Annotated in this window: 17 protein-coding genes and 1 pseudogene; 5 read left to right on the forward strand and 13 right to left on the reverse strand. The window is 66.5% G+C overall.

What is annotated here, in order from left to right; all coding sequences use genetic code 11:
• Nucleotides 1-140 precede the first annotated feature (140 nt).
• From AAHF99_RS17705 to AAHF99_RS17760, 12 genes and pseudogenes are all read right to left on the reverse strand, one after another.
• Nucleotides 141-413 (reverse strand): annotated as a pseudogene (locus tag AAHF99_RS17705) (transposase); the annotation flags it as partial.
• Nucleotides 414-819: 406 nt separating this feature from the next.
• On the reverse strand, nt 820-2,949 hold the full coding sequence (locus AAHF99_RS17710) for an Ig-like domain-containing protein (protein ID WP_342165831.1): 2,130 nt from the start codon (nt 2,947-2,949) through the stop codon (nt 820-822).
• Between the two features lie 214 nt (nt 2,950-3,163).
• On the reverse strand, nt 3,164-4,429 hold the full coding sequence (locus AAHF99_RS17715; RefSeq protein ID WP_342165832.1) for a glycosyltransferase family 4 protein: 1,266 nt from the start codon (nt 4,427-4,429) through the stop codon (nt 3,164-3,166).
• Nucleotides 4,426-5,646, reverse strand: a complete 1,221-nt coding sequence (locus tag AAHF99_RS17720) for a polysaccharide pyruvyl transferase family protein (RefSeq protein WP_342165833.1) — start codon at nt 5,644-5,646, stop codon at nt 4,426-4,428. Before AAHF99_RS17720 ends, AAHF99_RS17715 begins: the two co-directional genes overlap by 4 nt.
• Before the next feature lie 4 nt (nt 5,647-5,650).
• Nucleotides 5,651-7,396 carry a tyrosine-protein kinase domain-containing protein gene (locus tag AAHF99_RS17725; RefSeq protein WP_342165834.1) on the reverse strand — a complete coding sequence of 582 codons (1,746 nt, stop codon included), beginning with the start codon at nt 7,394-7,396 and terminating at the stop codon, nt 5,651-5,653.
• On the reverse strand, nt 7,393-8,370 hold the full coding sequence (locus AAHF99_RS17730) for a glycosyltransferase family 2 protein (RefSeq protein WP_342165835.1): 978 nt from the start codon (nt 8,368-8,370) through the stop codon (nt 7,393-7,395). The genes AAHF99_RS17725 and AAHF99_RS17730 overlap by 4 nt, the downstream gene beginning before the upstream one ends.
• A gap of 48 nt (nt 8,371-8,418) precedes the next feature.
• A complete protein-coding gene (locus AAHF99_RS17735; RefSeq protein ID WP_342165836.1) occupies nt 8,419-9,549 on the reverse strand; it encodes a glycosyltransferase family 4 protein in 1,131 nt (376 codons plus the stop codon).
• Nucleotides 9,550-10,026: 477 nt separating this feature from the next.
• Complete coding sequence (locus tag AAHF99_RS17740) at nt 10,027-11,460, reverse strand: hypothetical protein (RefSeq protein ID WP_342165837.1); 1,434 nt, start codon at nt 11,458-11,460, stop codon at nt 10,027-10,029.
• Nucleotides 11,461-11,467: 7 nt separating this feature from the next.
• On the reverse strand, nt 11,468-12,787 hold the full coding sequence (locus AAHF99_RS17745; protein WP_342165838.1) for a polysaccharide biosynthesis/export family protein: 1,320 nt from the start codon (nt 12,785-12,787) through the stop codon (nt 11,468-11,470).
• On the reverse strand, nt 12,784-13,722 hold the full coding sequence (locus AAHF99_RS17750; protein ID WP_342165839.1) for a GumC domain-containing protein: 939 nt from the start codon (nt 13,720-13,722) through the stop codon (nt 12,784-12,786). Before AAHF99_RS17750 ends, AAHF99_RS17745 begins: the two co-directional genes overlap by 4 nt.
• Nucleotides 13,715-14,890 carry a glycosyltransferase gene (locus AAHF99_RS17755; RefSeq protein ID WP_342165840.1) on the reverse strand — a complete coding sequence of 392 codons (1,176 nt, stop codon included), beginning with the start codon at nt 14,888-14,890 and terminating at the stop codon, nt 13,715-13,717. Before AAHF99_RS17755 ends, AAHF99_RS17750 begins: the two co-directional genes overlap by 8 nt.
• Before the next feature lie 203 nt (nt 14,891-15,093).
• On the reverse strand, nt 15,094-15,798 hold the full coding sequence (locus AAHF99_RS17760) for a sugar transferase (RefSeq protein ID WP_342165841.1): 705 nt from the start codon (nt 15,796-15,798) through the stop codon (nt 15,094-15,096).
• 528 nt (nt 15,799-16,326) lie between these two features.
• Between AAHF99_RS17760 and AAHF99_RS17765 the strand changes: the two genes are divergently transcribed.
• Nucleotides 16,327-17,832, forward strand: a complete 1,506-nt coding sequence (locus AAHF99_RS17765; protein ID WP_342165842.1) for a glycoside hydrolase family 16 protein — start codon at nt 16,327-16,329, stop codon at nt 17,830-17,832.
• Between the two features lie 57 nt (nt 17,833-17,889).
• Here AAHF99_RS17765 and AAHF99_RS17770 read toward each other — a convergent pair whose 3' ends face one another.
• Complete coding sequence (locus AAHF99_RS17770) at nt 17,890-19,200, reverse strand: OmpP1/FadL family transporter (protein ID WP_412759913.1); 1,311 nt, start codon at nt 19,198-19,200, stop codon at nt 17,890-17,892.
• Nucleotides 19,201-19,747: 547 nt separating this feature from the next.
• Between AAHF99_RS17770 and AAHF99_RS17775 the strand changes: the two genes are divergently transcribed.
• The 4 genes from AAHF99_RS17775 (at nt 19,748) to AAHF99_RS17790 (ending at nt 25,502) form a co-directional block, all read left to right on the forward strand.
• The gene (locus AAHF99_RS17775; protein WP_243952162.1) at nt 19,748-20,152 is read left to right on the forward strand and encodes a MerR family transcriptional regulator; all 405 of its coding nucleotides are present in this window, start codon (nt 19,748-19,750) and stop codon (nt 20,150-20,152) included.
• A gap of 103 nt (nt 20,153-20,255) precedes the next feature.
• Entirely contained in the window at nt 20,256-21,392 is a 1,137-nt protein-coding gene (locus AAHF99_RS17780) for a thiolase family protein (protein ID WP_342165844.1), read from the forward strand.
• Nucleotides 21,392-23,713 carry a 3-hydroxyacyl-CoA dehydrogenase/enoyl-CoA hydratase family protein gene (locus AAHF99_RS17785; RefSeq protein ID WP_342165845.1) on the forward strand — a complete coding sequence of 774 codons (2,322 nt, stop codon included), beginning with the start codon at nt 21,392-21,394 and terminating at the stop codon, nt 23,711-23,713. The genes AAHF99_RS17780 and AAHF99_RS17785 overlap by 1 nt, the downstream gene beginning before the upstream one ends.
• Nucleotides 23,714-23,717: 4 nt before the next feature.
• Complete coding sequence (locus tag AAHF99_RS17790; RefSeq protein WP_342165846.1) at nt 23,718-25,502, forward strand: acyl-CoA dehydrogenase C-terminal domain-containing protein; 1,785 nt, start codon at nt 23,718-23,720, stop codon at nt 25,500-25,502.
• Nucleotides 25,503-25,513 lie beyond the last annotated feature (11 nt).

Raw genomic sequence — 25,513 nt, forward strand, 5'->3', positions numbered from 1 at the left:
ACCCCTTTATAAGGCCCAGGACGCGCGGATCTCCATCTTTACTCACGGCTCGCCAGAGGGCCGGATACGTTTATGCAGACTGCTCAGACCAGCGGATCCAGAGCCACTTGCAGACGGGGCGACCATACGTTTTGGCAGAGGACCGAGGCGCTGTGGAGGGAAGCTCGACTGAAGTCGATGCCGTTCTGGTGGCCGAGCCGGTCGAGCGGCGCGTCTCGAACTCCGACCCTTTGCCAATTCTGCAGACGCCGCCAGTAGGTCATGCCCGAACCGCAGCCCATCTCCCGGGGCAGCAACTCCCACGGCGTGCCCGAGCCTAGCACGAACAGGATCCCCGTCAGCGCCGCGCCGTTGGAGGTTCGAGGCCGACCGCCCTTCGGCTTGGCCCGTTCAGGCAAAATCAGCGGCGCGATCTCGGCTCACAGGCTATCGGGAAGGAGCGATCTCGCCATCTCCTCTCAACGCGCTAAACCCCGGTTAGTTAGACACCCTTATTTCCGGGTATCAATTAAAATAAATTATATTCTTTTTATCAATATCTTCATGTTCAATAAATCTCATGTTGAAAAACTTTGACTTTGCCAACCAACCTGAAAATTTATCTCCGGAAAGCACGCGCGATCAATATAAATTTATTAATTTTAACTCATTCATTTGCTATATTTCGCAGATCTTGGCGCGGTTATCTCAAAGTTTTTAAGTATCTGTCAGTGCGTCGCATGAGGAGCGGGAATGCCGTGCGCGTTATCAGGCACGCAATACATCGTGCCTCAGCGCAACGTACCGGGGCACGATTCTGGTGCCAACCAGGATGGCGGATCAGGCGTGGAAAAGACCGTGATCTTGGAACTTGAAATCGTCCGCCGTCAGCTGGGCAACCGCGACGTTCTTCAGCAGGATGAAGTCCGTGGAGCTCAGGGTGATCAGCGCATCCTTGCCCACGGCGCTGATCATGTGGTGCGCCTGAAGCTCGGCGAAGCTGCCAACCTGGGACGCATCGAGGACGAGGACATCGTGCAGCGGGCCGCTGTCGGCGCGGAAGCCCGACACCGTGTCCTTGCCGAAGCCGGAGGCGAAGACGAAGGAATCCCCGCCGGCGCTCTTGAACAGGTCGCTCACCCCCTCGGTCGAAGTCAGGGTCACGCCGCTCTTCCTGGCGGTCTGCGTGTGCGAAAGGTCGATGTTGGTCTGGTCGGAGTAGACGATGGCGCCGTTCGTGCCGACGAAATAATGCTCGGCGATGTAGCTCTGGTCGGTGATCCCGCTCCGGTAGACGTCCTTCGACCGGTCGGCGTGCTGGTTCGTCTCCGTGACGAGGGTGCCGGGGCCGTAGATGATCGTGTCCAAGCTGCCGTCCACCAGCGCGACGGCGTGGCCGATGAGCTTGCCCGCGGTGTCGAAGGTGTCGGTCGTCTTCGTGCCCGTCGCGCCGTCGAGGTTGTAGTGATAGGCGAGCGTCCCGTCGGAGTAGTAGCGGGTCGTGTCCGTCAGCGCGCCCTTGGCATTGTAGGCGTTGTGCTCGGTCGCATAATCCTTGCCGGTGACGGCGAGGCGGTAGATGTCCTTCGTGCCATCGGCCTGCACCGCCGTCATGGCGGTCGTGGACCCGTCCGCGCCCACCGTCACCGTCTGCGCCAGAGATGCCTTGCTGAGGTTGCCGGCCGCATCGGTGGCCCGCGCCACGAGGGTGTGGTTGCCTGCCGAGAGATCGGACAGGGTTCCGAAGCTGAACGCCCCCGTCGCCGCATCCGCCGTGACGGTCGCGATGACGGCCTTGCCGTCGTAGAGGGCGACGGTGGCGCCGGCCTCGGCGACACCCGTCAGGAGCGGGGCCTTCATCGCCTTGCCGGCGAAGCCCGTGAGATCGAGGCCCGGGGCCACGGGGGCCACCGTGTCGAGGACATACGCCACGGCCTTGCTCGTGCCGGTGACGCCCTGGCCGTCCGTGACGCTCGCCACAAGGGCATGTTGGCCGTCGCCGCCGAGGGTTACCTTCAGGCTGAAGCTGCCGTCCGCGCCGACCTTGGCGGTGCCGATGACGGCCGTGCCGTCGAGGATCGACACGGTCTTGCCGGCGAGGGCCGCGTCCGTCGTCCCTGAGACGACCTGAAGCGCCTTGGCGGTCACGGCGCCGACGCTCGTCACGGTCAGGCTCGGCGGGGCGGCGGGGGCCGGCTTGGTCGCCTGCAGCTCATAGGACCGGAAGTAATCGACGTAGAGCGAGACGTCCTTCAGGTTCGGATCGATCGGCCAGCCGGCTCCGGCGGCGAGGTCGATCATGAACATCGGGTCCGTGTTGAGACCGGCCGGCGTCGGGATCGACCAGTACGCCTTGTCGTCGAAGTAGAAGGTCATCTTCTCCGGGGTGATCTGGACCCCGTAGGTATGCCAGCCCGAGGACACCACTCCGGCGCCGGGCGTGGCCCGCGCATACTGAGAGGAGTGACCTTCGAGGGTCTTTCCGTTCCAGTCCCAGTCATGCACCACGCTGGAATATTGCGTGGGGATCGCCGTGCCGTAGTTTTCCATCACGTCGACTTCGATGACGTGATCGCGGGTCGGGGACAGGCGCTCCGATTCGAGGGACCAGAAGCCCGGCCAGATGCCCTGCCCGGTGGGAAGCCACATCCGGGCTTCGTAATAACCGTAGGGGTTGCCGTCGCGCACCGTCGTGCTGGTCCCGTCCGGGAAGGTGTTTGAGATCAGCCCGCTCTGGAGCTGCCCGTTCGCATCCCGGGTCATGTGGATGCGCAAGGCCGACTCGCCGCCCTGCTGCACGATGGAGAAGGGCGAGTTCGGCGAGGCCGCCGACACGAACTTCGCATCGCTGAAGCCGCCGCCCCAGGCCTGTCCGCTGTACCAGTTCGCGTTGGCCGTCTTGTTCGCGGACACGCTGAGCGTATTGAAGTCGTCAGAGAAGACCTGAACGTAACCTGCCGGCGCCGTCATGGCTGAAGCCCCATCAAGCAAAATCTTGATGCGATTAAGCCGTGCCCCAAATAACGACATATTAATTCGCGCTGCCCCGCACCAATTGCGTACTCGGAAGGCTAAGCGCTGGTTAGTATCGGATGGTATTGCGTCGATTAATGAGTGTGTTTCTTACTCATTCTTATTGATTAATGTCTGGTAATTATGAACACCCCGTCGCACTGCCTGGGTCTTAGGCAGCGCGGCGCGGCAGGGCGGCCGCGTAAGCTCCGAGCATGGCGTCGATCCAGCCGCCCGTGTCGTGGCCGAGGTCGCGGGTGTTGTCGAAGGCGTTGCGGCTCATCCGCTCGGCCAGGGCATCGTCCTGAGCCAAGCGCTTCATGGCCTCGGACAGGCTCGCGTCCCGGTGCAGGTCGCAGGCGATGCCGGCCTCGCGGGCGGCGATGTCGGCGGCGAGCAGCGCCTGATCGGTCAGGATCACCGGGATCCCGCTCCACAGGGCCTCGCCCGCGACGAGCCCGTAGGGTTCGGGATAGCGGGAGGGCATCACCAGCGCCCGCGCGTCGCGGACGAGCTGCGCCACGGCCTCGGCGGGCTGCCGGCCCGCGAAGGTCACTTCGGGATAGGTCTGCTTCAGCGTCTCGAGCATGGGGCCATCGCCGATGACGACGAGGGGCACACCCGCCTCCCGCGCCGCCCGCGCGGCGAGGTCCGGCCCCTTCTCCTCGTGGAGCCGCCCGACGAAGACGAAGTTCCGGTTCCGCTCGGCCGGGATCCGGGTCCGGCTCCAGGGCTGGATGGGGTTGGGCAGCGTCGTGATGGCCGCATCGGGCACGCCGCCGCGCACCAGCAAGGGGTGCATGGCCGCATGGATGGCGAGCACGCGCGGCGTCCCGCCCACGTAGTGGAGGGTCCGGGCCTGGACGGCCTGACGGGCCACTCGCCACAGCTTGTGCGCGTAGCTGCGCCGGTCGCAATGCGTGGTCACGCAGGCGAGGCTCAGCGGCACGTGCGGGCAAACCCGACCCTGTCGGAACAGGGCGTAGGCGCCGTTGGGACAGGTGAGGAAGAAATCGTGGGCGCTCACGAACACCCTGTCCCTCACCGGCTCCAGGGCCTTGAACAGGGACGGCGACAGGATCTGCGCCCAGGTGTGGATGTGATAGACCGTGCCGGGATCGTCGTGGCGGCGGATGTAGTCGCCGACGAGATCGAGGGTCGCGGCATTGTAGAGGCCCCGGCGCAAGCTCGCCGCGCCCGCTTCGAGCAGGGTGGCGCCGCCGAGGGCGTGGACGGAGATCCCCTCCGCCGCGAGGGCGGGATTGGCCCCGGCATCGCCGGCGAGCAGCGTGACGGCGATGCCTCTCTGGCGCAGGAGGCGCGCGCTGAGCAGGGCGAGCCCGGTGGCCCCGCCGAACGCGAGGGAGCGGTCGTTGAGGACGACGACCCGGCTCGGATGAGGCGACGCCGTCGCCTCCGCCCCGATCGGACCGCTCACGAGATCGCCCTGGCGGGGACGCGCATCCGGCCCGCTTCGACGCCCGCCACCAGCGCAGAGGCGAGGCTGACGACGTCGTCCCGCGCCGCCGCGAGGACGCGGCGGTGCCGCTCGGGATCGATTCCCTCGGCGAGGCAGCGCTCCGCGAGGTTCAACACCGCCGCCGGGCTCTCGCGGCCCGCCGTGCAGATGCAATCCCCGCGACCGACCAGATCGAAGAAGCTCTTGAGCTTCGCGTCCCAGGTGAAGCCGATCTGCGGCACGCCGTAGGAATAGGCCGCGATGTTCGCGTGGAGCCGGTGCGCCATCAGCAGATCGAGCCCGGAGACGTAGGCGGCGAGCTCGGCCGGACGCGTGAAACGGGGGGCGAAGCTGATCCCCGTTCCGAGGGGCGCCAGGAGAGGCCGCATCTTGCGCAGATAGGCCTCGTCCTCCGAACTCCCGTTCGTGAAGACGCACACCTCCCAGCCGCGGGCGAGGCAGCCGCGCACCAGTTCGGTGTACCACCCGGTCAACTCGGCCTCGCCTACCGCCGTCTCGTCGGAATGGTAGCGCAGGGTCGTGGGGTGCGTGAGCCCGAGGCCGATCCGCTTCGCCGTCCCCGCCCGGCGAGCCCGTTCCACGTGGAAGGAGACCAGGAGGCCGGGATCGCGCACGATCCGGGCGCGCGGCACGCCGGTATGGCCGAGCCGGCGGTCCCAGACCGTCGCGGAGCGCGCATCGCGAACGGAGGCGTCAAGGACGCGGGATCCGGCCAGCGCCCGCTGGAACAGGGCCTCGCCCTTCTCGGTCCAGTTGTCCGACACGCCGACGGCGAACACGGCGACCGGGATGTCGGCCTCGCGCAGCAGCTTGCAGGCCGCATCGATCTTCAGGGGAAAGTTGAGGTCGGCATCGCTGAACAGGTTGCCGCCGCCGGTCACCGCCACGTTCACGTCGGCCAACCGTTCCCGCCACGTGGGGGCGAGCCGCTGCATGGCGCGGCCGAGCATCAGGCTGGCGACCCTCTGGCGCACGGGGGTCGGGCTGCTCTGGAGCAAGCTCAGCGCCGCCCCCCGGAAGCGGCCGCCCACGCCGTAATCCGTGCGGCCGGCGAGGTCGAACGACGCGATGCTCAGACCGGGGACGGCCCGGACGAGTTCCGCCTCCAGGCATTCGGACAGAAGGCCATCCCCGAGATTGGGGCTGTATTTGACGTTGAAGACTCCGACGCGCATCGAATCAGGACGTCGCGGCTGGTTGGGACTGGTTCTGCATTCCAGCCGATGCTGTGGCACGTGCCAGTCTCCTCGCTTTTCGGAAGCGCATGGGGTCGTTGAGGACGATGCCGAGCACCCGGGTATCGGCCGAGTGAAGCGCGCGGATCGCTTCGGAGAGTTGATCGAGCTTCGTGCGGTTGAGGGTGGCGACGAGCACCACCCCGGTCAGCACGGCGCCGATGGCCTGCGCGTCGGGGGACGCGTCGAGGGCGGGCAGGTCGAGGATGACGTCCCGCCGCGCGCTGAGCCGGCTCAGGGCGGAGCGCATCGCCTGCGTGCCGAGGAAGGCGTTCGGATCGGCCTTCCGGCCGGTCACCACCCCCGCCACGGCGGGCACGAAGCTCAGGGACGGCGTGAGCATCGCCTCCGGGAGGTCGGCGCCGGTCGATGCCGAGAGGACGAGGCCGTCGAGCCCCGCCGTCGCCCGGGGGGCGATGCGACGGGTCAGGTCGGGCTGCCCCAGATTGGCGTCCACCAGGGCCAGGGGGGAGCCGGAGGCCGCCATGAGGTGCGCGAGGTTGGCGCTGAGCGTGCTGCAGCCCTCGCCCTCCTGGCAGCCGACGAGGCCGATCGAGACCTGATGCGACTTGGCCCCGGCCGCGAACAGCACCGTGCGGAGCAGACGCATGGCCAGGGCGAACTCCGTGTCCGGCTGCGTCACGGCCGTCGTGTCGGTGAGGCGACCGGTCTTGAAGCGCGGCACGGAGACGAGGCAATCGACCCCGAGCAGGCGCCGGATCTGGCCCGGCGAGCGAATGGTGCGGTCGAAATTGTGCAGGACCGCGATGGCCGCGACGCCGCTGACGAGGCCGAACACGAGGCCGAGCAGCACGATCAGCTTGGTCTGTGGGTAGGAGGCGGCGAGCGGCGTCAAGGCGGCGCCGACGATGCGTGCATCCGAATCCGGGAACTGGAAATCGGTGATCACGCCCGTGGCCACGGCCTCGTCGGCGGCCTTCTTCTCGGCCTGGATCAGGCTGATGCGGCCCTGGAGGAACTCCGTGCCGCGCTGCTCCGAGACGGCGTGAACCAGCACTTGGTCGCGGATGTAGGAGGCGGCGATCGAGTTGGTGAGGCGGGCGGTGTCGGCCGGGGTCAGGCCCCGGAACGATACTTCGAGCACGTAGGATTGCCCGAGCCGCTTGACCTGAACGCGGTCGGAGAAGTTCTGGAAGGCCATCTCCCGCGCCCGCATCGCCGCTTCCTCCGGCGAGATCGGTGGGGGAGCCGCGAGGACGAGGCGGAGGATGCCGCCGATGAACCGGCCGATGAGACCGGGCCCCTTGTCGGCATAGGCCGGGTCGGCATCGAGGTTCAGGGTGTCGAACACGTACCGCAGGTTGCGCACCGACTTGATGACCTGCAGCTGGCTCTCGGCCTGGGCGCTGTCGAGGATCGGGGCTGCCGCCGAGGCCGCCGCCGCCGCGTCGGCGCCCGGCGGCAGGCGTACGCGCGGCTCCAGGGCGATCTGCGCGTTCGCCAGGAACTCCTGCTGAGCCACGGCCACGTAGCCGATGCCGGCGGCGAGGCAGAGCAGGATCCAGATGCCGAGGGGAATCGCCCGGCGGCGGATGGCGCCGATGAGGTCGCCGATCAGCGTTCCACCGGGGTCGCTCCCCGCTTGGCGCATGTCGATATGCTCGAGGCTGGGGAGCGCGCCGTGGCGCGGCTCGTCCACCCGAGCGAGCGAAGGCGAGTTGTAGTTCATAGGGAGGCGGCCCGTTCCGGGGTCAGACGCAAGCGCAGGAGATCGAGTGTGGCGATCAGATTGCCGAGAAGCCGGCCACGCCGGTCCACGTAAGGTTCGGGCCGCAGCGACTTGACGAGATTGGCCGTGACGTTGCGACCGATCTGCCTGACGACCTCCACCGTCGTCATCGTGTTCTTCCGATGCATATAGACCGGATTCATCACCTGCGAATACCCGAACTTCAGGCCCGAGACGCGGCCGCGCTTGACACCGAGATGCGCACCGAACGCCTTGCCCAGCTTGATGACGCGACCGCCGCGCTTGGCGACCTCCGAGCCGAAATCCCGGTCCTCCAGCCATCCGTAGAGGACGAGCTTCTCGTCGAAGCGCAGGCCCGCGATGGCCGAGCAGCGGAAGGCCATGTTGCACCCGTAGGGACTGAACCCCTCGATCACCCAATCCGTCGTGGCGGGGTCGTGGGCGGCCACGCTCGCCAGGGCCTCTTCCTTGGACAGGCCGGCGCCGAGGATCCCGTCGGCGACTACGTAGCCCGTGATGCAGGCGATGGCCGTGTCGCGCCGGAACGCCTCCGAGACCGTCTCCAGCCAGCGCGGATCGGGATAGAAGTCGTCATCGAAGAAGACGATCAGGTCGGTTCCGTCGGGTAGGGCATTCAGGATGCCGTTGCGCTGCCTGGATGAGCCTGGCGAATCGTAGACGATCTTCACCCCTTGCCCAGCCGGAAGCTCACCGATATCCTCAGGTTCGGTACAGCACACGACAATACTGTCCGGTTTCATTGTCTGCTTGGCAAGATTTTCAAGCATGGCTGCAAGTTGGTCGGGACGGCCCTTCGTGGCGATCCCGACGCACACGCGCGGCCGCTCGTTGCTGGCCAAGCCAGAAGTCATGTCGATTGACCTTCCAATTCGGGAGCGGAAGTTAGGCATGATGGACCATGCCCAATGCGCAAGCAATGCGCGCTCCAGCACGGCGCGTATTGTGCTTAAACGCCTTGACAATTTGACATTTCAGAAATGTTACAGTCGGGCGAGCAGGTCGATATAGCCCTGCGCGGAAGCGCGCCACGAGAATAACTTCACGCGCTGCAGGCCCCGCCCTCTCAGGTCCGCACGAAGCGCCTGAGACGTCGCGAGATTGCGGACCTGGGCCTGCCACGCCGCCGCGTCGTCCGGATCTTCCAGCAGCGCGGCGTCCCCGCAGATCTCCGGAATGCAGGATTGGTTCGAGGCGATGATCGGGCAGCCGAGCGCCATCGCCTCGACCAATGGCAGGCCGAAGCCCTCGGAGCGCGAGGGGAAGGCGAGACACAGCGCACGGGCATAGAGCCAGGCTAGGTCGTCGTCCGTGACGAAGCCCAGGTAATGGATGTTGGGGGCGTCGACCGTCGCGATCCGTGAGAAGATCTGAGCGGTGCCGCCCGCCACCACGAGATCGATGCCCATGGCATCGAACGCCCTCGCCTGTTCCAGGATGAAGGCGGCGTTCTTGTGCCGGGCTCGGCTGCCGAGAAGCAGCACGAACGGGCGCAGGCCTGTTAGCCGCTCGCCCAGTGTCGAGGCCGCCGCGTTCCAGTTGAAGACGTGCTCGTGCCCGTTGTGCAAGACCTCGACCAACTTCGGGTCGATCCCGATGTGGCAGGCCAGTCGCTGTGCCGAGTAGCGCGACACCGAGGTGATCGTCGCCCCGCGCCGGGCCAGGGCCGGCAGCAGCATCCGGTAGGAGGTCCGAAAGGCGCGGCTGTAGCTTTCCGGCGCATCGAACACGTTTGTGTCGTGCATGCACACGACCTGGCGTCGCAAAGCCAAGGGCGCCGTATTGCAGAGGTTGAGCAGGGGCAGGTCGGCCTGGAACGGCAGGACGACCTGCTCCCAGTAATGCCCCACCGCCCTGGAGCTGTTGAACGTCTCGATCGAAGCGAGGGCCGGTAATGGCTCGACCCCCGCCGGCACGAGCAATTGGGCTCGCTTTAACTGCCGACCCAAAATCCCGTCCATCTCGCCGAGGACCTGTCGGGCATACCGCTGAACGCCCGTCACCGACTGGGCCAAAAAGCGACCATTGATCGCAAAGGCCAGGGGCGCCGGGACGGTGAGGGCTGTACTTCCCACCGGCGTTCCGGCGTAGCGATGCATCGTGTCGTGATACATTGGCTCCCCACCGGATGAACGAGACTGGACAGGGACCAATTTGAATCCGCCCAACTGAATTATTTCTATCCTGCTTTTTGCCGCCAAAGTCAGTCAAAAATCCAGCATTATCACTGGGTTTTCGAGAGGCATCGTAAACACATCCGTGTGAAGCCCAAGCGCCGATTCTGCCTGGGAACAGTGCACGGGTTAACTTTCCGCACGCTAACCTACCGCATGCGTCGAACATATCGCTTTCAACTTTCGAACGTCGGATCGCGTTCCAAAGAGAAATCTCACCGTTCATGCGTTGAGCGACGATCCGACCCTTTTGGATCACGCCCTCATGCATAGAAGACCGGACAGCCCCCTGCCTATTCGCGCAGAATACCGCCCCTGGCAATTTTATACCGGTAAAATGGTAGTGGCCCAGGCGCTCCCCCGCACGAAGGGCGCCTGCCCGGTCAGCTACCGAACGCATGGGAAGCCCGCCCGCCATCACGACAGTTGCGGCCTCGGCGTGGCGTAGGGATCGGGCCGCACGGCCGGGACTAGGTCCGGCGAGGACGCGGGACGCACCGCATGAGTGGCCGCGACCATGCCGAGCACCGCCGCCGCTAGAATGCCGATGTCCGGGATGGTGCCGGCCAGCTGATACATGATCAGGGTCGGGAGGAGACCGAGCTTTGACACCGCGGCGAACTGCTTCACGTGGGCCGGCGCCGTCCGCGGCACGGCCAGAAGTTGCTGCACGATGAAGCCGAACATCAGTACGGCGCCGAAGAGGCCGGTACTGCCGAGGATCGAGATTCCCCAGTTCGATACGCGGATCGACCCGAGGCCCGCCCCGAGACCACCGGAATCCAGAAAGGCATGCCAGCCAATGCGATTCCAGAGGCTGCGCTCGACATAAGAGGCCGAGCTGGCCTTCTGGAAGACCATTTTGTTGACGAGGTTGACGAGCGGATCGAACAGATCCGGCTTCACCACGAAACTGACGAAGATCGTGAAGACGATGAGGATGATCAGACTGATTTCGATATTCAGCTGATCGCGTCGCGGATTGCGCGGATCGAGCATCCGCACCATCAAGTCGAGGCCGTACACGCCGCCCATAACGCCGAGCCCGACAATGGCGGTGGACGACGTGGAGAGCATCGTCATCACCATGAGCAGGGCGATGGCCACGACGGCGAGCACCTGCTCCAAGCCCTGGCGATAGAAGGGCCGCATGAAGAGGATCAGCGACAGCATGCCGACGCAGGCGGAGCCGTAGCTGGACGCCTCGGGCATCAGGCCGACGACGCGCTTCGCGCCCTCCGCCTCCACGTCGGTCAGGAGAGCGTAGGTCGCGGTCCGGAACGGGTCCAGCACGGCCGAGATGTGAAGCGTGTAGGTGATGAAATCGAGGATACCAGTGCCAATGAGGGCGTAGGCGCCGCAGATGAGCGCGGTGCGGAAGTGGTCGCGCATCTCATCGGTCTGGCCGATGATCGTGAAGCACAGCGTCGTGGCGTAGGACAGCGCCATGTAGCAGGATTGGGTGATGTTGCCCGTGCTCGGTTTTAGGATGTCCGTGCCAAAACGGAACGCCGAAACCGGCACAACCTCGAACATTCCTGCGAAGACCCGAGGCAGTACGAGCGCGCCGAGGACGGCGTAGATCAGGAAGGCCGAGAACAGGGCGAGGCGCTGGGGGTCGAGGGCCGCCTCGGTACCACGGGTAATGTTTCCACGCTGGATCAGCACCTTGCCGATGAGCAGGGCGGCGCAGGCCGATTGCGGCAGCAGGTTGGCCCCGCCCCCACTACCCGGCAGCATCTGCATGGAGCCGATCGAGCCTGTGATCAACACGAGATAGAGGAGGGCCGGGCCGCGGGAGGCAGCCGCAGCCATTATGGCGAGCCAGAGGAGGACGGCGGGCCAGCTCACGTTGCCCTCAGAAGTCGCTCAGGGAACTGTTCGCGGCCCGCGCGGCCTTGCCGGCGACGCTGGACGTATCGGCCGCGACGGGATTGTTCGGATCGACGATCCGCGGCCGCACTCGCACGACGTCGCCGGGCTGGAGGAGGTCGTCCTCCTCGGCGGAGATCGTCTCGGCCTTCCCGCCAACCCGGCGCAGGATGTAATATTCCGGCTTCGAATAGGCCTCGGAATTGGCCACCACCGTCGCGGGGGACCGGACCTGCGATTGGTACAGGAGGTTCTTCGCTTCCTCCAGGCGGGCCGTCGCCTGGTTCAGGCTGATCCGCGTCTCGGCGGCCTCCTGAAGCGCGGCGTTGCGGCGCTGATCCTTCAGGTCGAGGATGTCCCGGTCCGCCTTGGAGATGTCCTGGCGAGCCCGGATCACGGCGATCTGCACGTCGAGCCGGTTGGATTCGAGGGTCGCGATGGTCTGCGAGGTCTCGATCTGGCGGGGCATCGCCGAAAGGCCCTTGCTCACCAGCCCGGAGATGCGCGCCAGCTCCGTTTTCATGATGTCGAGCTGCTCACCCGTGGTCGTGTCCTTGGCGGACAGGGAGGTGATCTGCTCGGTGAGGAAGTCCTTCGACTTCTTCAGGTTGGTGATCTGCGCATCGAGGGCCGTGCGACGCGTATCGAGGGCGAGACGCTCCTCGCTCATGATCCGCGCGACGAGCGGGTCCTTGGCGCGCGCTTCGACCTCCGGCGGGAAGGCCAGCGGCTTGTCCTTCAGTTCGGCGTCGAGGCGGGCCTGACGGGCGAGCAGAGCGAGGCGTTGCGTCGCGAATTCCTGGATGTCGCCCCGGGCGCGCACGGCATCGCGGACGAATTGCAGCAGGATGTCGGTCGGAACCCGCTGGAGGCCGCCGGCCATGCTCACGGCCTGGAGCACGCTGAGCTGCGGCCGGTACTCGTACTCGCCGGGCTTCTCGACGCTGCCCATCACGTAATACGGGCGATACTTCACGATCTGGACCGAGGCGTCGGGCCTCGTCGCGAGACCCGCCTTGGCCTTCAGGCGGTCGGCGATGTCGGAGGCGATCTCGGAGGTGGTGCGCCCGCTCGCCTCGATCTCGCCGACGACCGGGAGGGACACTTTGCCGGAGGCGGCCACGGTGAACTCGCCGGTGAAGGCCTGCCACTGGTAGGCTTCGCCGGTGCCGGCGCGCAGGTCGGAGACCTTCACCTGCATCTGGTCCTGGGGACCGAGCTTGTAGGGCGTCTCCGCCCGGGCGGTGCCGGCGCTGGCCAGAAGCACGGCGGCCACGGCCCAGCGGATGCGATGGGACGTGCTCATGCAATCCTCATATGTTCGGGGACAGTCGGGAAGGTCGATGGCCTCGGTATGCGCGCCGAGGTCCCTGCGTAGGGCATCAGGACGATCAGGAGCCCGCTCACGCCGCCGAACAGGACGGACAGCATCAAGATAGGCGTCATCTTGGGGTAGATGCTGCGGAGCGGGAAACCGGCCGGTCCGAGCAGACGCACCTCGGCGTCGGGCAGGGTCACGTCCGGGATGGTGCCGAAGCGCATGCCCGCATCGGCGATCATCATTTGCTCCTGCAGCTTCGCCAGCCGCCCTTCCAGATAGACGCCCTGCCGCTGGATGCGGGCCAGGGCGCCCCGCAGCCGGTACACGGCGTAGGCGGAGGCGATGGAGTTGACGACGCGCACCGCCTGGTCCGCGCTCTGAGCCCGATACGAGATCTCGATCACGTAAGATAGACCCAGCCGGCGCGAGCGCACGCGCCCGGCGAAGGCGTAGAAGGCCTGGAGAGTCTCATGGCCCGGCGCGACCAAGTTCTCGACCTTGTCGATCCGCGAGCCGAGATACGACCAGAACCCGTCCGGCCCGTTGCGAATCTCGGGAGATTTGACGATGTCGAGGGCCTTAAACACCCGGTAGAGCAACTGTTCGGAGCGGAGGACGCGAAGCTCCGTCTCGCACTGTTCACCGTCGATCATGAACTGGTGAAAGTGCCGCAGGTCCTCCGGGCCGTCGTTGATGATGACCCGAGGCTGCAGGAGGATCTGCGTGGTGGCGATGAAGTCCTGCCGCACGATCTTGGAATAGACCACGCCGCACACGACGAAGCCCGCGATCCAAAGCGCCAGGAAGGGCAGCTTCCGGCGCACCAGCGCCAGCATCGCGCCGATGGTGGCGGAGGCCTCCGGAAGCGAGCGGGCGCCCACCCAGATCGACGGCTCCGAGCCCTGCGATGCCCTACGCATAGGCGGGCTTCCTGCGGCTCGACAGAACCGCCCCGCCCTCTCCCGCCGCCGGGCCGGTCGCCGGCATCGGCTGACCGTGGACCTGCGTCCAGGCCTCGGCGATGGCCTCGCGCATCTGGTGCTCGAACCGGGCCGGATTGAACTGGCGGGCGTGGAGGACGATGTCGGCCGGATCGAGGGGCAGTTGCTCCAAGCGAGCGATCGCGTCGATCAGGGCGTCCTCGCTCTGCTCGTCGAAGAACACGCCGGTGCGCCCGTCCACCACCGTCTCGGTGGCGCCGCCACGGCCGAAGGCGACGACCGGGCGACCGCTCGCCATCGCCTCCACCGGCACGATCCCGAAATCCTCCTCGCCGGGGAAGATCAGGCCGCGGGCGCGGGCATAATGATGGCGCAATTGCGCGAAGGGCTGCGAGCCCAGCATCTCCACGGTCGGCCCCGCGATCTGCCGCAGCTCGGCCAGCATCTCGCCGCCGCCGATCACCACGAGGCGCCGCCCCGTCCGGTTGAAGGCGCGCACGGCAATGTCCGGCCGCTTGTAGCGGACGAGCTCGCCCACCATCAGGTAATAATCGCCGACCTCTTCCGGCGCGACCGGCGCGAAGGCGTCGATGTCCACCGGCGGATGCACCACGCCCGACTCGCGGCGGTAATACCGGCGGATGCGCGAGGCCACGGTGCTGGAATTGGCCACGAACCGATCGACCCGCGCGGCCGAGCTTTCGTCCCAGAGGCGCAGGTAATGGGTCAGCAGGGGCATCGACAGCTTGGCCAATCGCCCCGCGCCCTCCCGGTAATCGTGATACATGTTCCAGATGTACCGCATCGGGGAATGGCAATAGCAGACATGCACCGCCCCCTCCGGCGGGACGATGCCCTTGGCCGGGCCGGATTCACTGCTGATGATCAGGTCGTAGCCGCGCAGATCGAGCTGCTCGAGAGCGAGCGGCATCAGCGGCAGGTACGACTTGTACATCCGCGGCGCGCGCGGAAGCTTGGCGATGAACGAGGTCTTGATCGTGTGCTTGCGCAGTTCCTCGGTGAGGATCTCCGGCACGACCACATGGGTGAAGATATCCGCCTCGGGGTACATCCGCGCGAGGGCCTCGATGACCTTCTCACCGCCCCGCATCCCCACCAGCCAATAGTGGATGATCGCGACGCGCATGAAGTCCTCCGGTTCCAGATTGACGGGGCATCGTACGCGCCGAGCCCGCCATTCGCCGGCGGGCGTCGCGGAGACGGTTCAAAAGGCGAAGTCACGGCAACGGCCCCAAGGACCCGCCGTGACCTCTCACTGAAAATTATATCAATCCGCCGATATTACACAATCGGATGAAACAGCAAATTGGAAGATCGTTAACTCCGAAATCAGTAGGAGCCTTTGACCAAGAACACTGCCGGAACTGTCTTCGCGATAATAACTATGTCGCTAACAAAACTACGCGACTCGACATAGTGCCGGTCCAGCCGGACACGCTCGGCATAGCTCGTATCCGAGCGGCCGCTCACCTGCCACGCCCCGGTCAGACCGGGCCGCACGGCGAAATAGGCCGATGCCGCATCGCCGTACTTCTCGACCTCGGCCTGCACGATCGGACGAGGGCCCACGAGGCTCATCTCCCCGCGCAGCACGTTGATGAGCTGCGGCAGCTCATCCAGGCTGGACTTCCGCAGCACATGGCCGATGACCGTGATACGCGGATCGTGCTTCAGCTTCCGCGTCTCGGTCCACTCGGCCATCGCGGCCGGGTTCTCGGTGAGATACGTCTGCAGGATCGCGTCACCGTTGATCCGCATGGAGCGGAACTTCAAGCAGCCGAACGTCTTTTGGTTAAGACCAAGGCGCCGATGACTGTAGAACGGCGCCGCCCCATCGACGGCCCAGATCGCCAGAGCGACGAGAGCGAACAGCGGCAGGAGAAGAACGAGGGCCGCGAAGGCGATACTGAAGTCGAAAGCACGCTTGAGCGCCAGATCGACAACTTTGCCGAGACCGAAGAGGCCCTTCGCCCGCGACGCGGTCGAGATCGCCCTCGAGCGACTGACGGCAAGGATCAGATCGTGATGCAGCATACTGCTTCCCTCTCTGGCACAGCCGGGAGTAACAACATTTACGATGTCTTAGCCATCGGATGCCAGATTGCGCTGCACAATTCAAGTTCGAGCCTGGGGTATTTTACCCATTTTTTTGAAATTTCTATGGAACGGTTTTGCAATTCCGAAATTTCAGGACTAAATTCTTTAAAACCTCGGCCATTTGCAAGCGCGGCTGGCGCCCGGCGCAAGGTGCTTGTTGCGCTGCAATAATCGGAATTCGGTAGGGCGATCCGGCCCTTTGTGTGCCATCGGCTGCACCCGCCACTTCGACACGCCTTGGAAATAATCCTCGCCCACCGACTGCCACCGGACAGCCTGCGGCAGACTACTGAGAGCCTGCCTTGGGGTTGCGAAGGGAGTCTCCCCCGGCGCATGGGCCGCCGCCACGCGAATCAACGGCGCCCGGCCCTGGTAGCGGCGGCGATGGCAGTCACGCAAGAGAAAGCAAGATTTAATTATTCACGGCGCAGATCACGGAGTCTTGGATGTTCGTGGATCTCCGTGATGCCATCGCTCGACCTCACCGGCTATCGTCTCACCTTCGACGACGAATTCAATACCCGTAGCATCTCGCAGACCGGCCAAGGCACGACATGGGCCGACATCCGATCCCAGTGGCGGTACGACGCCAATTCCGACATCGGCTTCGGTCATTCCTCCTTCGTCGATCCCGCCTCCGGCTACGATCCGTTCGCCGTGCAGGGCGGCGCGCTCGCCATCACGGCTGTGCCGGACCGGACGAAGTTCGGCTATCCCGGCAGTTGGGAATCGGGGCTGATCACCACGCAGGGCAATTTTTCGCAGACCTACGGGTATTTCGAGATGCGAGCCGATCTCGCCGACGCCAAGGGCGGGTGGGATGCGTTCTGGCTGCTCCCCAAGACACCGGCGGCCAACCCCACCAACCTGCCGGGCTGGCAGGAGCTCGATGTCGTTGAGCATTACGGAGCGTATAACCAAGGCACCTATCGCTGGATCCACACCACGGATCCCGGGCCGAACAAGAACCCCAATTCGGATCTGCAGGTCTTCAGCAACAACCCGACGCAGGTGACCGGCTACCACACCTACGGAATGGACTGGCAGAAGGACACGATCAGCTTCTATTTCGACGGCCAATTCATGGGATCAAGGCCGACGCCATCGGACATGCATGGACCGATGTACCTTCTCGCCAACCTCGCGACGCAGACCGACGCCGATGAGGCGGGCGTCCCGATGACGATGAAGATCGACTACATTCGGGCTTATTCTAGCGACCCGAATGCAGCGGCCGTCACGCAGCAGACCGTCTCGGCACCGGACGGACAGGACCCTGGGCTCTATGGGGCGACGGCGGCGAGGGCTCCGGCCCCAGTCGTGACGCCGATCACCGAGACCGTCTCCTTCGCCCGCGACGGCTATCTGGCCGCCAACGGCGACGTGGCCAAGGCGGGCATGGATCCGCTGACGCATTATCAGCAGTACGGCTGGAAAGCGGGGCGCGATCCCTCGGCCGGCTTTGATGTCCAGCAGTATCTCGCCCACAATCCGGACGTGAAGGCCGCCGGGATCGATCCCTTCACCCACTATCAGCAATTCGGGCAGGCCGAGGGACGCCAGACCTACGCCGCCATCGGCAAGCCGGCCGACTTCACTCACGGCTCCTTCGACGCTGAGTATTACCTGCTGGCCAATCCGGACGTCGCCAAGATGGTGCTCGCTACGGGCGGCGACACCATCGCCCTGGCCTATCAGCACTACCAGACCAACGGCTGGCAGGAAGGCCGGAAAGCGGACGCCTTCTTCGACACGGCCTATTACGTCGCCCACAACGCGGACGTGGCCGCCGCCCATATCGACCCGCTGGCCCATTACGACCAGTTCGGCTGGAAAGAGGGGCGCGACCCCTCCGCCGCGTTCAGCACCAACGCCTATCTCGCCGCCAACCCGGACGTGGCGGCGGCCCATATCGACCCGCTTCTGCACTACCTGCAGTTCGGGGCCCTGGAAGGGCGCCATCTCGGATGAGCGAAGGGCGGACAGGGAGTTCGCCTGTCCGCCCTCTTCAACGGGAGGCTTTCGGCCTCAGTACTTGCGCACCAGCGGCGCCGGGGCGGGGGCCGGCGGCACGCCGAAGGCGTAGCGGAAGCCGACCGAGACGATGTCGACGCTCGAATCGACCACGCCCGCGAAGGCGATGTTGCCGACGTTGTAGTCGCGCCCGAGGCCCGCCAGGATCCGCGACCGGTCGAGGAAGAGGTGCGAGTAGGCCGCGTTCAGCGTGAGCTGGTTGTTCCAGCGGTAGCTCGCGCCGACGTTCAGGCTGTAGCGGTCGCCGTCGGGCAGGCGCACCGAGCGGTTGCTGAAGTCGATGGGCGAGGTCTCGTAGCCGAAGCCGCCCCGCACCGTCAGCGCCTCGCTCACGTCGTACTCGCCGCCGATCGAGTAATAGTACCCGTCCTTGTAATTGAGCGGCAGGTTGTTGACCGTGATGCCGAGCGTCTTCGACACGACGCCCACGGTGCCGAGCCTCGACCAGTTGTCCCACTCGAAGCCGAGGGAGACGCGGGCCACCGGGCTCACCGCCTGGGTCAGGCCGACGCTGAGCTTGTCGGGGGTGTTGAGGTTGGCCCGCACCTGCCCCGCCAGGGGGGCGAGGGCGAGCAGCGGCACGCCGATCGAGCCGTCAATGTCGTGGTGCACCGAGGAGCGGTAGCCGATGCCGAACACCGTCCCCTGCCACGGGGTGATGGTGGCGCCGGCGGTGAAGCCCACGCCCCAGGATTCGCCCTTCAGGAACCCGCTCGGATAGGCGGCCGGCGACAGGCCGGGGATCGGCAGGGCCTGGCGCAGGGTCAGGCGAAAATACTCGATGTTCGGGCCCGCCGCGACGGAGAGCCACTCGTTCACCTTGAAGCCGATCACCGGGTTGATGGCGAGCGAGAAGATGCGCGACGACCGGCCGTAGACCTCGCCGGCCCACGTCTGGTTCGGCTTGGTGGTGAGGCCGAACGGCGCGCCGGTCGCGATGCCGAGCCAGAGGCGGTCGTTGATCTGGTACGAGCTGGCGCCCGCCGGCAGGACCGCCCCCTGGCCGATGTCGCCCGAGCCGCCGAGCCGGGCGAAGACCGGGTTGGTGCCGGTGGTCGGATTGATCGTGGCCGAGGGGCCGAGATAGGTGAGGTTCTGCTCGGTGACGAAGCCGGGCCGCATCGTGATGACGGCCGGGTTCCAGAACATGGACGAGACGCCGCCGGACCCCGCCGCGGCGCCCGCGAAGGCCATGCCCTGCGCCTGGGTGCTCTGCTCCCGCAGCCCGAACGCACCCGCGCTGGCAGCGGTCCCGCTCAGAAGCGTCGCCAGCAGCGCCGCCGACCCGACCCGGGCGACAAGCATCATCCTCATCCCAATTCCTCCCCAAGGAACTCGTTGGATCCCGCCCTTTTCGGGCTTGTTCTGTGATGGTTAATCTTGAGTAACCGCACGCGGCGAAGACGTGTCGGCCCAAGATGATGTGAAGGCGCGTTGGCCTTCCCTATACGTGAAGACGCTGCCGAAAGCGGAATAAAAATGCAAGCCGGAATGGCCACGCTTGCGGCCGGCTGTCCGCGTCCCGCGTCGGATCTCCCCGGTTGTGACATTTTAACGTCAGGCAGCGCCGCCTGCGGCCCCGTGCCGGCCGGCACTATCCTGCGCGCGCCGCGCCCCGCTCTTGCACCGGCATGACGCATTGGGATATAGGTTGACGTATACGTTAGGCACGACCGGCCGAATCGAAGACCCCCTCAGAGGGGCGCGCGGCGTGAAGGAGGGGGGACGATGATCGAGGCTTGCGCCCCTGGGCGCGCCGCAGGAAAACGGAGGGGGCTGGCGGGTCTCCGGCCGGATTTGACGCTTCGCGCGCGCCGTGCCTACGGTGGCTGCAAGCAAGAGAAGGCCACCTGTGTCCGACCCGCTCTATACCGTGACACAGCTCGCCAACGACCTCAGTGTGACGGCGAGAACTGTCCGTTTCTACGAGGACAAGGGTCTCCTCAACCCTCAGCGGGTGGGGAATACGCGGGTCTATACGCATCGGGACCGGGCGCGGCTGATCCTCATCCTGCGCGGCAAGCGGCTCGGCTTCACCCTGCGCGAGATCAAGGAATATCTCGATCTCTACGACGCGGACCCGACGCGGCAGGAGCAGCTTCGCGCCCTGCTGAAGCGGGTGCAGAACCGCATCGACAGCCTGATCGAGCAGGAGAAGGCCCTGGTCGAGACGCTTGGCGAGTTGCGCGCCATCGAGCAGCAGGCCCAGACCGCGCTGGCGGCCCAACAGCGGGGCTCGGCGCGCCGGGCGCGCTGACCACCCCCTCCCCTTTCCCCCGTCGCCTCCGAACCGGCCGCCGCGCCGGGTGCGGGCGGCTGCGCGTCTTCCCCCACCATCGCGACCGTTCCGAGAGGACAGCATGACCAACGTGGTTATCGCGGGCTATGCACGCTCGCCCTTCACCCCGGCCAAGAAGGGCACCCTCGCCAGGGTCCGCCCGGACGACCTCGCCGCGCAGGTGGTGCGCCGGCTCGTGGCCGAGGCGGCGATCCCCTCGAAGGAGATCGAGGACCTGATTGTCGGCTGCGCCTTCCCCGAGGGCGAGCAGGGCTTCAACGTCGCCCGGCTGATCGGGCTGATGGCCGACCTCGACCTCAGTGTCGGCGGCGTCACCGTGAACCGCTTCTGCGGCTCGTCCATGCAGTCCGTCCACATGGCAGCCGGGCAGATCGCGCTCGGTGCCGGCGAGGCCTTCGTTTGCGCGGGCGTCGAGAGCATGAGCCGCGTGCCGATGATGGGCTTCAACCCGATGCCGAACCCGGCGCTGCATGAGAAGCGCCCCGGCGCCTACATCGGCATGGGCGACACCGCCGAGAACGTCGCCCGCCGCTGGGAGATTTCCCGCGAGGATCAGGAAGCCTTCGCCGTGGCGAGCCACCGCAAGGCCGCCGCCGCGCAGGCCGAGGGGCGGCTCGCCGCCGAGATCGTGCCCATCGCCACGAAGAGCGGCACCGTCGAGACCGACGGCTGCATCCGGGCGGATGCCAGCGCGGAAGGGCTCGCCGGCCTGAAGCCCGCCTTCCAGCAGGACGGCTCGGTCACGGCCGGCACCTCCTCGCCCCTCACCGACGGCGCCTCGGCGGTGCTGGTGTGCAGCGAGGCCTTCGCCAGCCGCCACGGGCTGAAGCCCCTCGCGCGGGTCGCCGCCGTCGCCATCTCGGGCTGCGAGCCGGAGATCATGGGCATCGGCCCCGTCGCCGCCTCGCGGAAGGCCCTGGCGCGGGCTGGGATCACCGCTGCCGCGCTGAGCGTAGTCGAATTGAACGAGGCCTTCGCCTCCCAGTCGATCGCCTGCATCCGCGACCTCGGCCTCGACGAGGCCATTGTGAACATCGATGGCGGCGCCATCGCGCTCGGCCATCCGCTGGGCGCCACGGGCGCGCGCATCGTCGGCAAGGCGGCCTCGCTGCTCGCCCGCGAGGGTGGTCGCTTCGCGCTGGCCACCCAGTGCATCGGCGGCGGCCAGGGCATCGCCACCCTTCTGGAGCGCATCTGATGACCGGGATCCGCAAAGTCGCCGTCATCGGCGCCGGAGTCATGGGCTCCGGCATCGCCGCCCATGTCGCCAATGCCGGCGTGCCGGTGCTCCTGATGGACATCGTCCCCGAGGGCGCCGCCGACCGGAACGCGCTCGCCAAGGGCGCCATCGCCAAAATGCTGAAGACGGAGCCCGCCGCCTTCATGTCGCCCCGCGCCGCCAAGCTGGTGGAGGCGTGCAACATCGAGGACCATCTCGACCGCTTGGCGGACGTCGACTGGATCGTCGAGGTGGTGATCGAGCGCCTCGACGCGAAGCAGGCCCTCTACCGCCGCATCGACGCGGTGCGCCGGCCGGGCACGGCTGTCTCGTCCAACACCTCGACCATTCCGCTCGCCGCGCTGATCGAGGGGATGCCGGACGCCTTCGCGAAGGACTTCCTGATCACCCACTTCTTCAACCCGCCGCGCTACATGCGGCTGCTCGAAGTCGTCACCGGCCCGAAGACCGATCCCGCGCTCTCCGCGACGGTGACGGATTTCGCCGACCGCAAGCTCGGCAAGAGCGTCGTCGCCTGCAAGGACAGGCCGGGCTTCATCGCCAACCGGCTCGGCATCTTCTGGATCCAGAACGCCATCGCGGCGGCCGACGACCTCGGCGTGCCGGTGGAGGAGGCGGACGCCATCATGGGCCGCCCCTTCGGCATCCCGAAGACCGGCGTGTTCGGCCTCGTGGATCTCGTCGGCCTCGACCTGATCCCGCACACCACCAAGAGCCTGCGGGCGGCCCTGCCGGCGGAGGACGCGTTCCACGCCACCTACCGCGAGATGCCGCTGGTCACGACGCTGATCGCGGAGGGCTATACCGGCCGCAAGGGCAAGGGCGGCTTCTACCGCCTGAACCGCACGAATGGGCAGAAGACCAAGGAGGCAATCGACCTCAAGACCGGCGCCTACCGGCCCTCCGCGAAGGCGGACCTGCCCGAGTTGAAGGAGGCCAAGGGCCCCCGTGCGGTGCTCGACCTGCCGGGCCGCGTCGGCGCCTACGCCTGGAGGGTCATCGGCCCGACGCTGGCCTATGCCGCCGGGCTCGTGGGCGAGGCGAGCGACGAGATCGCCGCCATCGATGAGGCCATGCGCCTCGGCTACAACTGGAAGTGGGGTCCGTTCGAGCTGATCGACAAGATCGGCGGCGCCACCGTGGCCGAGCGGCTGGCCAGGGACGGGCACCCCGTCCCGCCGATCCTCGCCGGGCTGGATGGCAAGACGTTCTACCGCGTCGAGAACGGCGAGCGGCAGGTCCTGACGGCCGAGGGCACATACAAAACAATCGTGCGCCCCGAGGGTGTGCTGCGGCTGGAAGACATCAAGCTTTCTGCCAAGCCGCTGCTCAAGAACGGCTCGGCCGCCCTGTGGGACATCGGCGACGGCGTGGTGTGCTTTGAGTTCACCTCGCAGGCGAACGCGCTGGATGAACAGATCATGGTCCTGCTCGGCAAGACCATCAAGCTCGTCAAGTCGCAGTACAAGGCGCTCGTCGTCTACAACGAGGGCTCGAACTTCTCGGTCGGCGCGAATCTCGGGCTCGCCCTGTTCGCCGCCAACATCGCCGCATGGGGCGAGATCGAGAAGCTGGTCTCGGTCGGCCAGCAGACCTACGGGCAACTCAAGTATGCCCCCTTCCCCGTGGTCAGCGCCCCCGCCGGGATGGCGCTCGGCGGCGGCTGCGAGATCCTGCTCCACTCGGACGCGGTGCAGGCCCATGCCGAGACCTATATCGGCCTCGTGGAAGCCGGCGTCGGCCTCGTGCCGGCCTGGGGCGGCTGCAAGGAAATGCTGGCCCGCTGGCAATCGGCGCCGAAGATGCCACGCGGGCCGATGCCCGCCGCCGCCAAGGTGTTCGAGACGATCTCGACCGCCACCGTCGCCAAGTCGGCGGAGGAGGCGCGGGATCTGCTGTTCCTGCGCGAGAGCGACGGCATCACCATGAACCGCGACCGGCTGCTCGCCGACGCCAAGGCCAAGGCCCTGTCCCTGGTGGAGGGCTACGCACCGCCCAAGCCCGTGACGCTGACCCTGCCCGGCCCGGCCGGCGGCCTCGCCATGCGCATGGCGGCCGAGGGTTTTGCGAGACGGGGCATCGCCACCCAGCACGACCTCGTGGTCGCCGGGGAACTCGCCCGCGTCCTGTCCGGCGGCGAGGCGGACACCCTCGATACCCTGGACGAGGAGGCTGTCCTCGATCTCGAACGCGACAGCTTCATGCGCCTCGTGCGGACGGAGGCGACCCTCGACCGGTTCGAGAGCGTGATCGAGACCGGCCGCCCGGTGAGGAACTGACGCAATGCAGACCTACAAGGCTCCCCTGCGCGACATGCGCTTCGTGCTGAACGAACTGCACGGCAGTGCCGAGGCCCTGCCGGGCCACGAGGACTTCACCCCCGACATCGCCGACGCCATCCTGGAAGAGGCGGGCAAATTCTGCACCGAGCGGCTGCTGCCGTTGAACGCCTCCGGCGACGAGGAGGGCTGCCGCCTGGAGAACGGCGTGGTGCGCACGCCGAAGGGCTTTCCCGAAGCCTACAAGGCGTTCCGGGAAGGCGGCTGGACCGCCATGGGTGCGGACCCGGCCTATGGCGGCCAGGGCCTGCCGGCGGGCATCAACAAGCTGGTCGAGGAGATGATCTGCTCGACCAACCTGTCCTTCGGCCTCTATCCGGGCTTGAGCCACGGCGCCTATCAGGCGATCGAAGGCCACGCCTCGGAGGAGCTGAAGGCGGCCTACCTGCCCAAGCTCGTGGACGGCACATGGACAGGCACGATGTGCCTGACGGAAGCCCATTGCGGCACCGATCTCGGCCTCCTGCGGACCAAGGCCGTGCCGCAGGGCGACGGCTCCTATGCCATCACCGGCTCTAAGATCTTCATCTCGGCGGGCGACCACGACCTCACCGAGAACATCGTCCACCTCGTTCTGGCCAAGCTCCCCGACGCGCCGAAGGGCGTGAAGGGCATCAGCCTGTTCCTCGTGCCGAAGTTCCTGCCCAGGCCGGACGGCACGCCCGGCGAGCGCAACGGCGTCACCTGCTCCGCGCTCGAACACAAGATGGGCATCAAGGCCTCGGCCACCTGCCAGATGTCCTTCGACGACGCCAAGGGCTGGCTCGTGGGTGAGCCGCACAAGGGTATGCGCGCGATGTTCACGATGATGAACAGCGAGCGCCTGTCGGTCGGCATCCAGGGCCTCGGCGCGGGCGAGGCCGCCTACCAGGGCGCCGTCGCCTACGCCAAGGAGCGGCTTCAGGGCCGGTCCCTCGTCGGGACCAAGCGGCCGGACCTGCCCGCCGACCCGATCCTCGTCCACCCGGACGTGCGGCGGATGCTGATGACGATCCGCGCCACTAACGAGGGCTGCCGGGCCCTCGGCGCCTGGGTCGCCCGCAGCCTCGACGTGATGGAGCACCATCCCGACCCGGCCGAGCGGCGCCGGGCGGAGGATTTCTCCGCGCTGATGACCCCGGTGGTGAAGGCGCTGTTCACCGATCTCGGCTTCGAATCGGCGAGCCTCGGCATGCAGGTGTATGGCGGCCACGGCTTCATCCGCGACCACGGCATGGAGCAATATGTCCGCGATGCCCGGATCTCGATGATCTACGAGGGCACCAACGGCATCCAGGCCCTCGACCTTATCGGCCGCAAGCTGCCGGCCCATGCCGGGCGCTATCTGCGCAGCTTCTTCCACCCCGTCCTCGCCTTCCTCGATGAGGCCATCGAGGACGACGATCTGGCGCCGCTGGCCCAGCCGCTCGCCAAATCCTTCGGCGCGCTGCAACTTGCCACCGCCCACATCGCCCAGAAGGGGATGAAGGACCCGGAGGAGGCAGGCGCCGCCGCCACCGAGTACCTGCGCCTCTTCGGGCTGGTGGCGCTGGGATACGTCTGGCTGCGCTCGGCCAAGGTCGCCCACACGGCGCTCAAGGCCGGCACCGACGAGCGCGACTTCTACGAGGCGAAGCTCACCACGGCGCGCTTCTACATGGAGCGCATCCTGCCCCAGGTGGCGGGCCTGCTGGCGGCGGTGAAATCGGGCAAGGGCGCGATGATGGCGCTGGACGAGGCGATGTTCTGAGAAACGGAGTG

The organism is Methylobacterium litchii, assembly GCF_038442315.1.
GTDB lineage: Bacteria > Pseudomonadota > Alphaproteobacteria > Rhizobiales > Beijerinckiaceae > Methylobacterium > Methylobacterium litchii.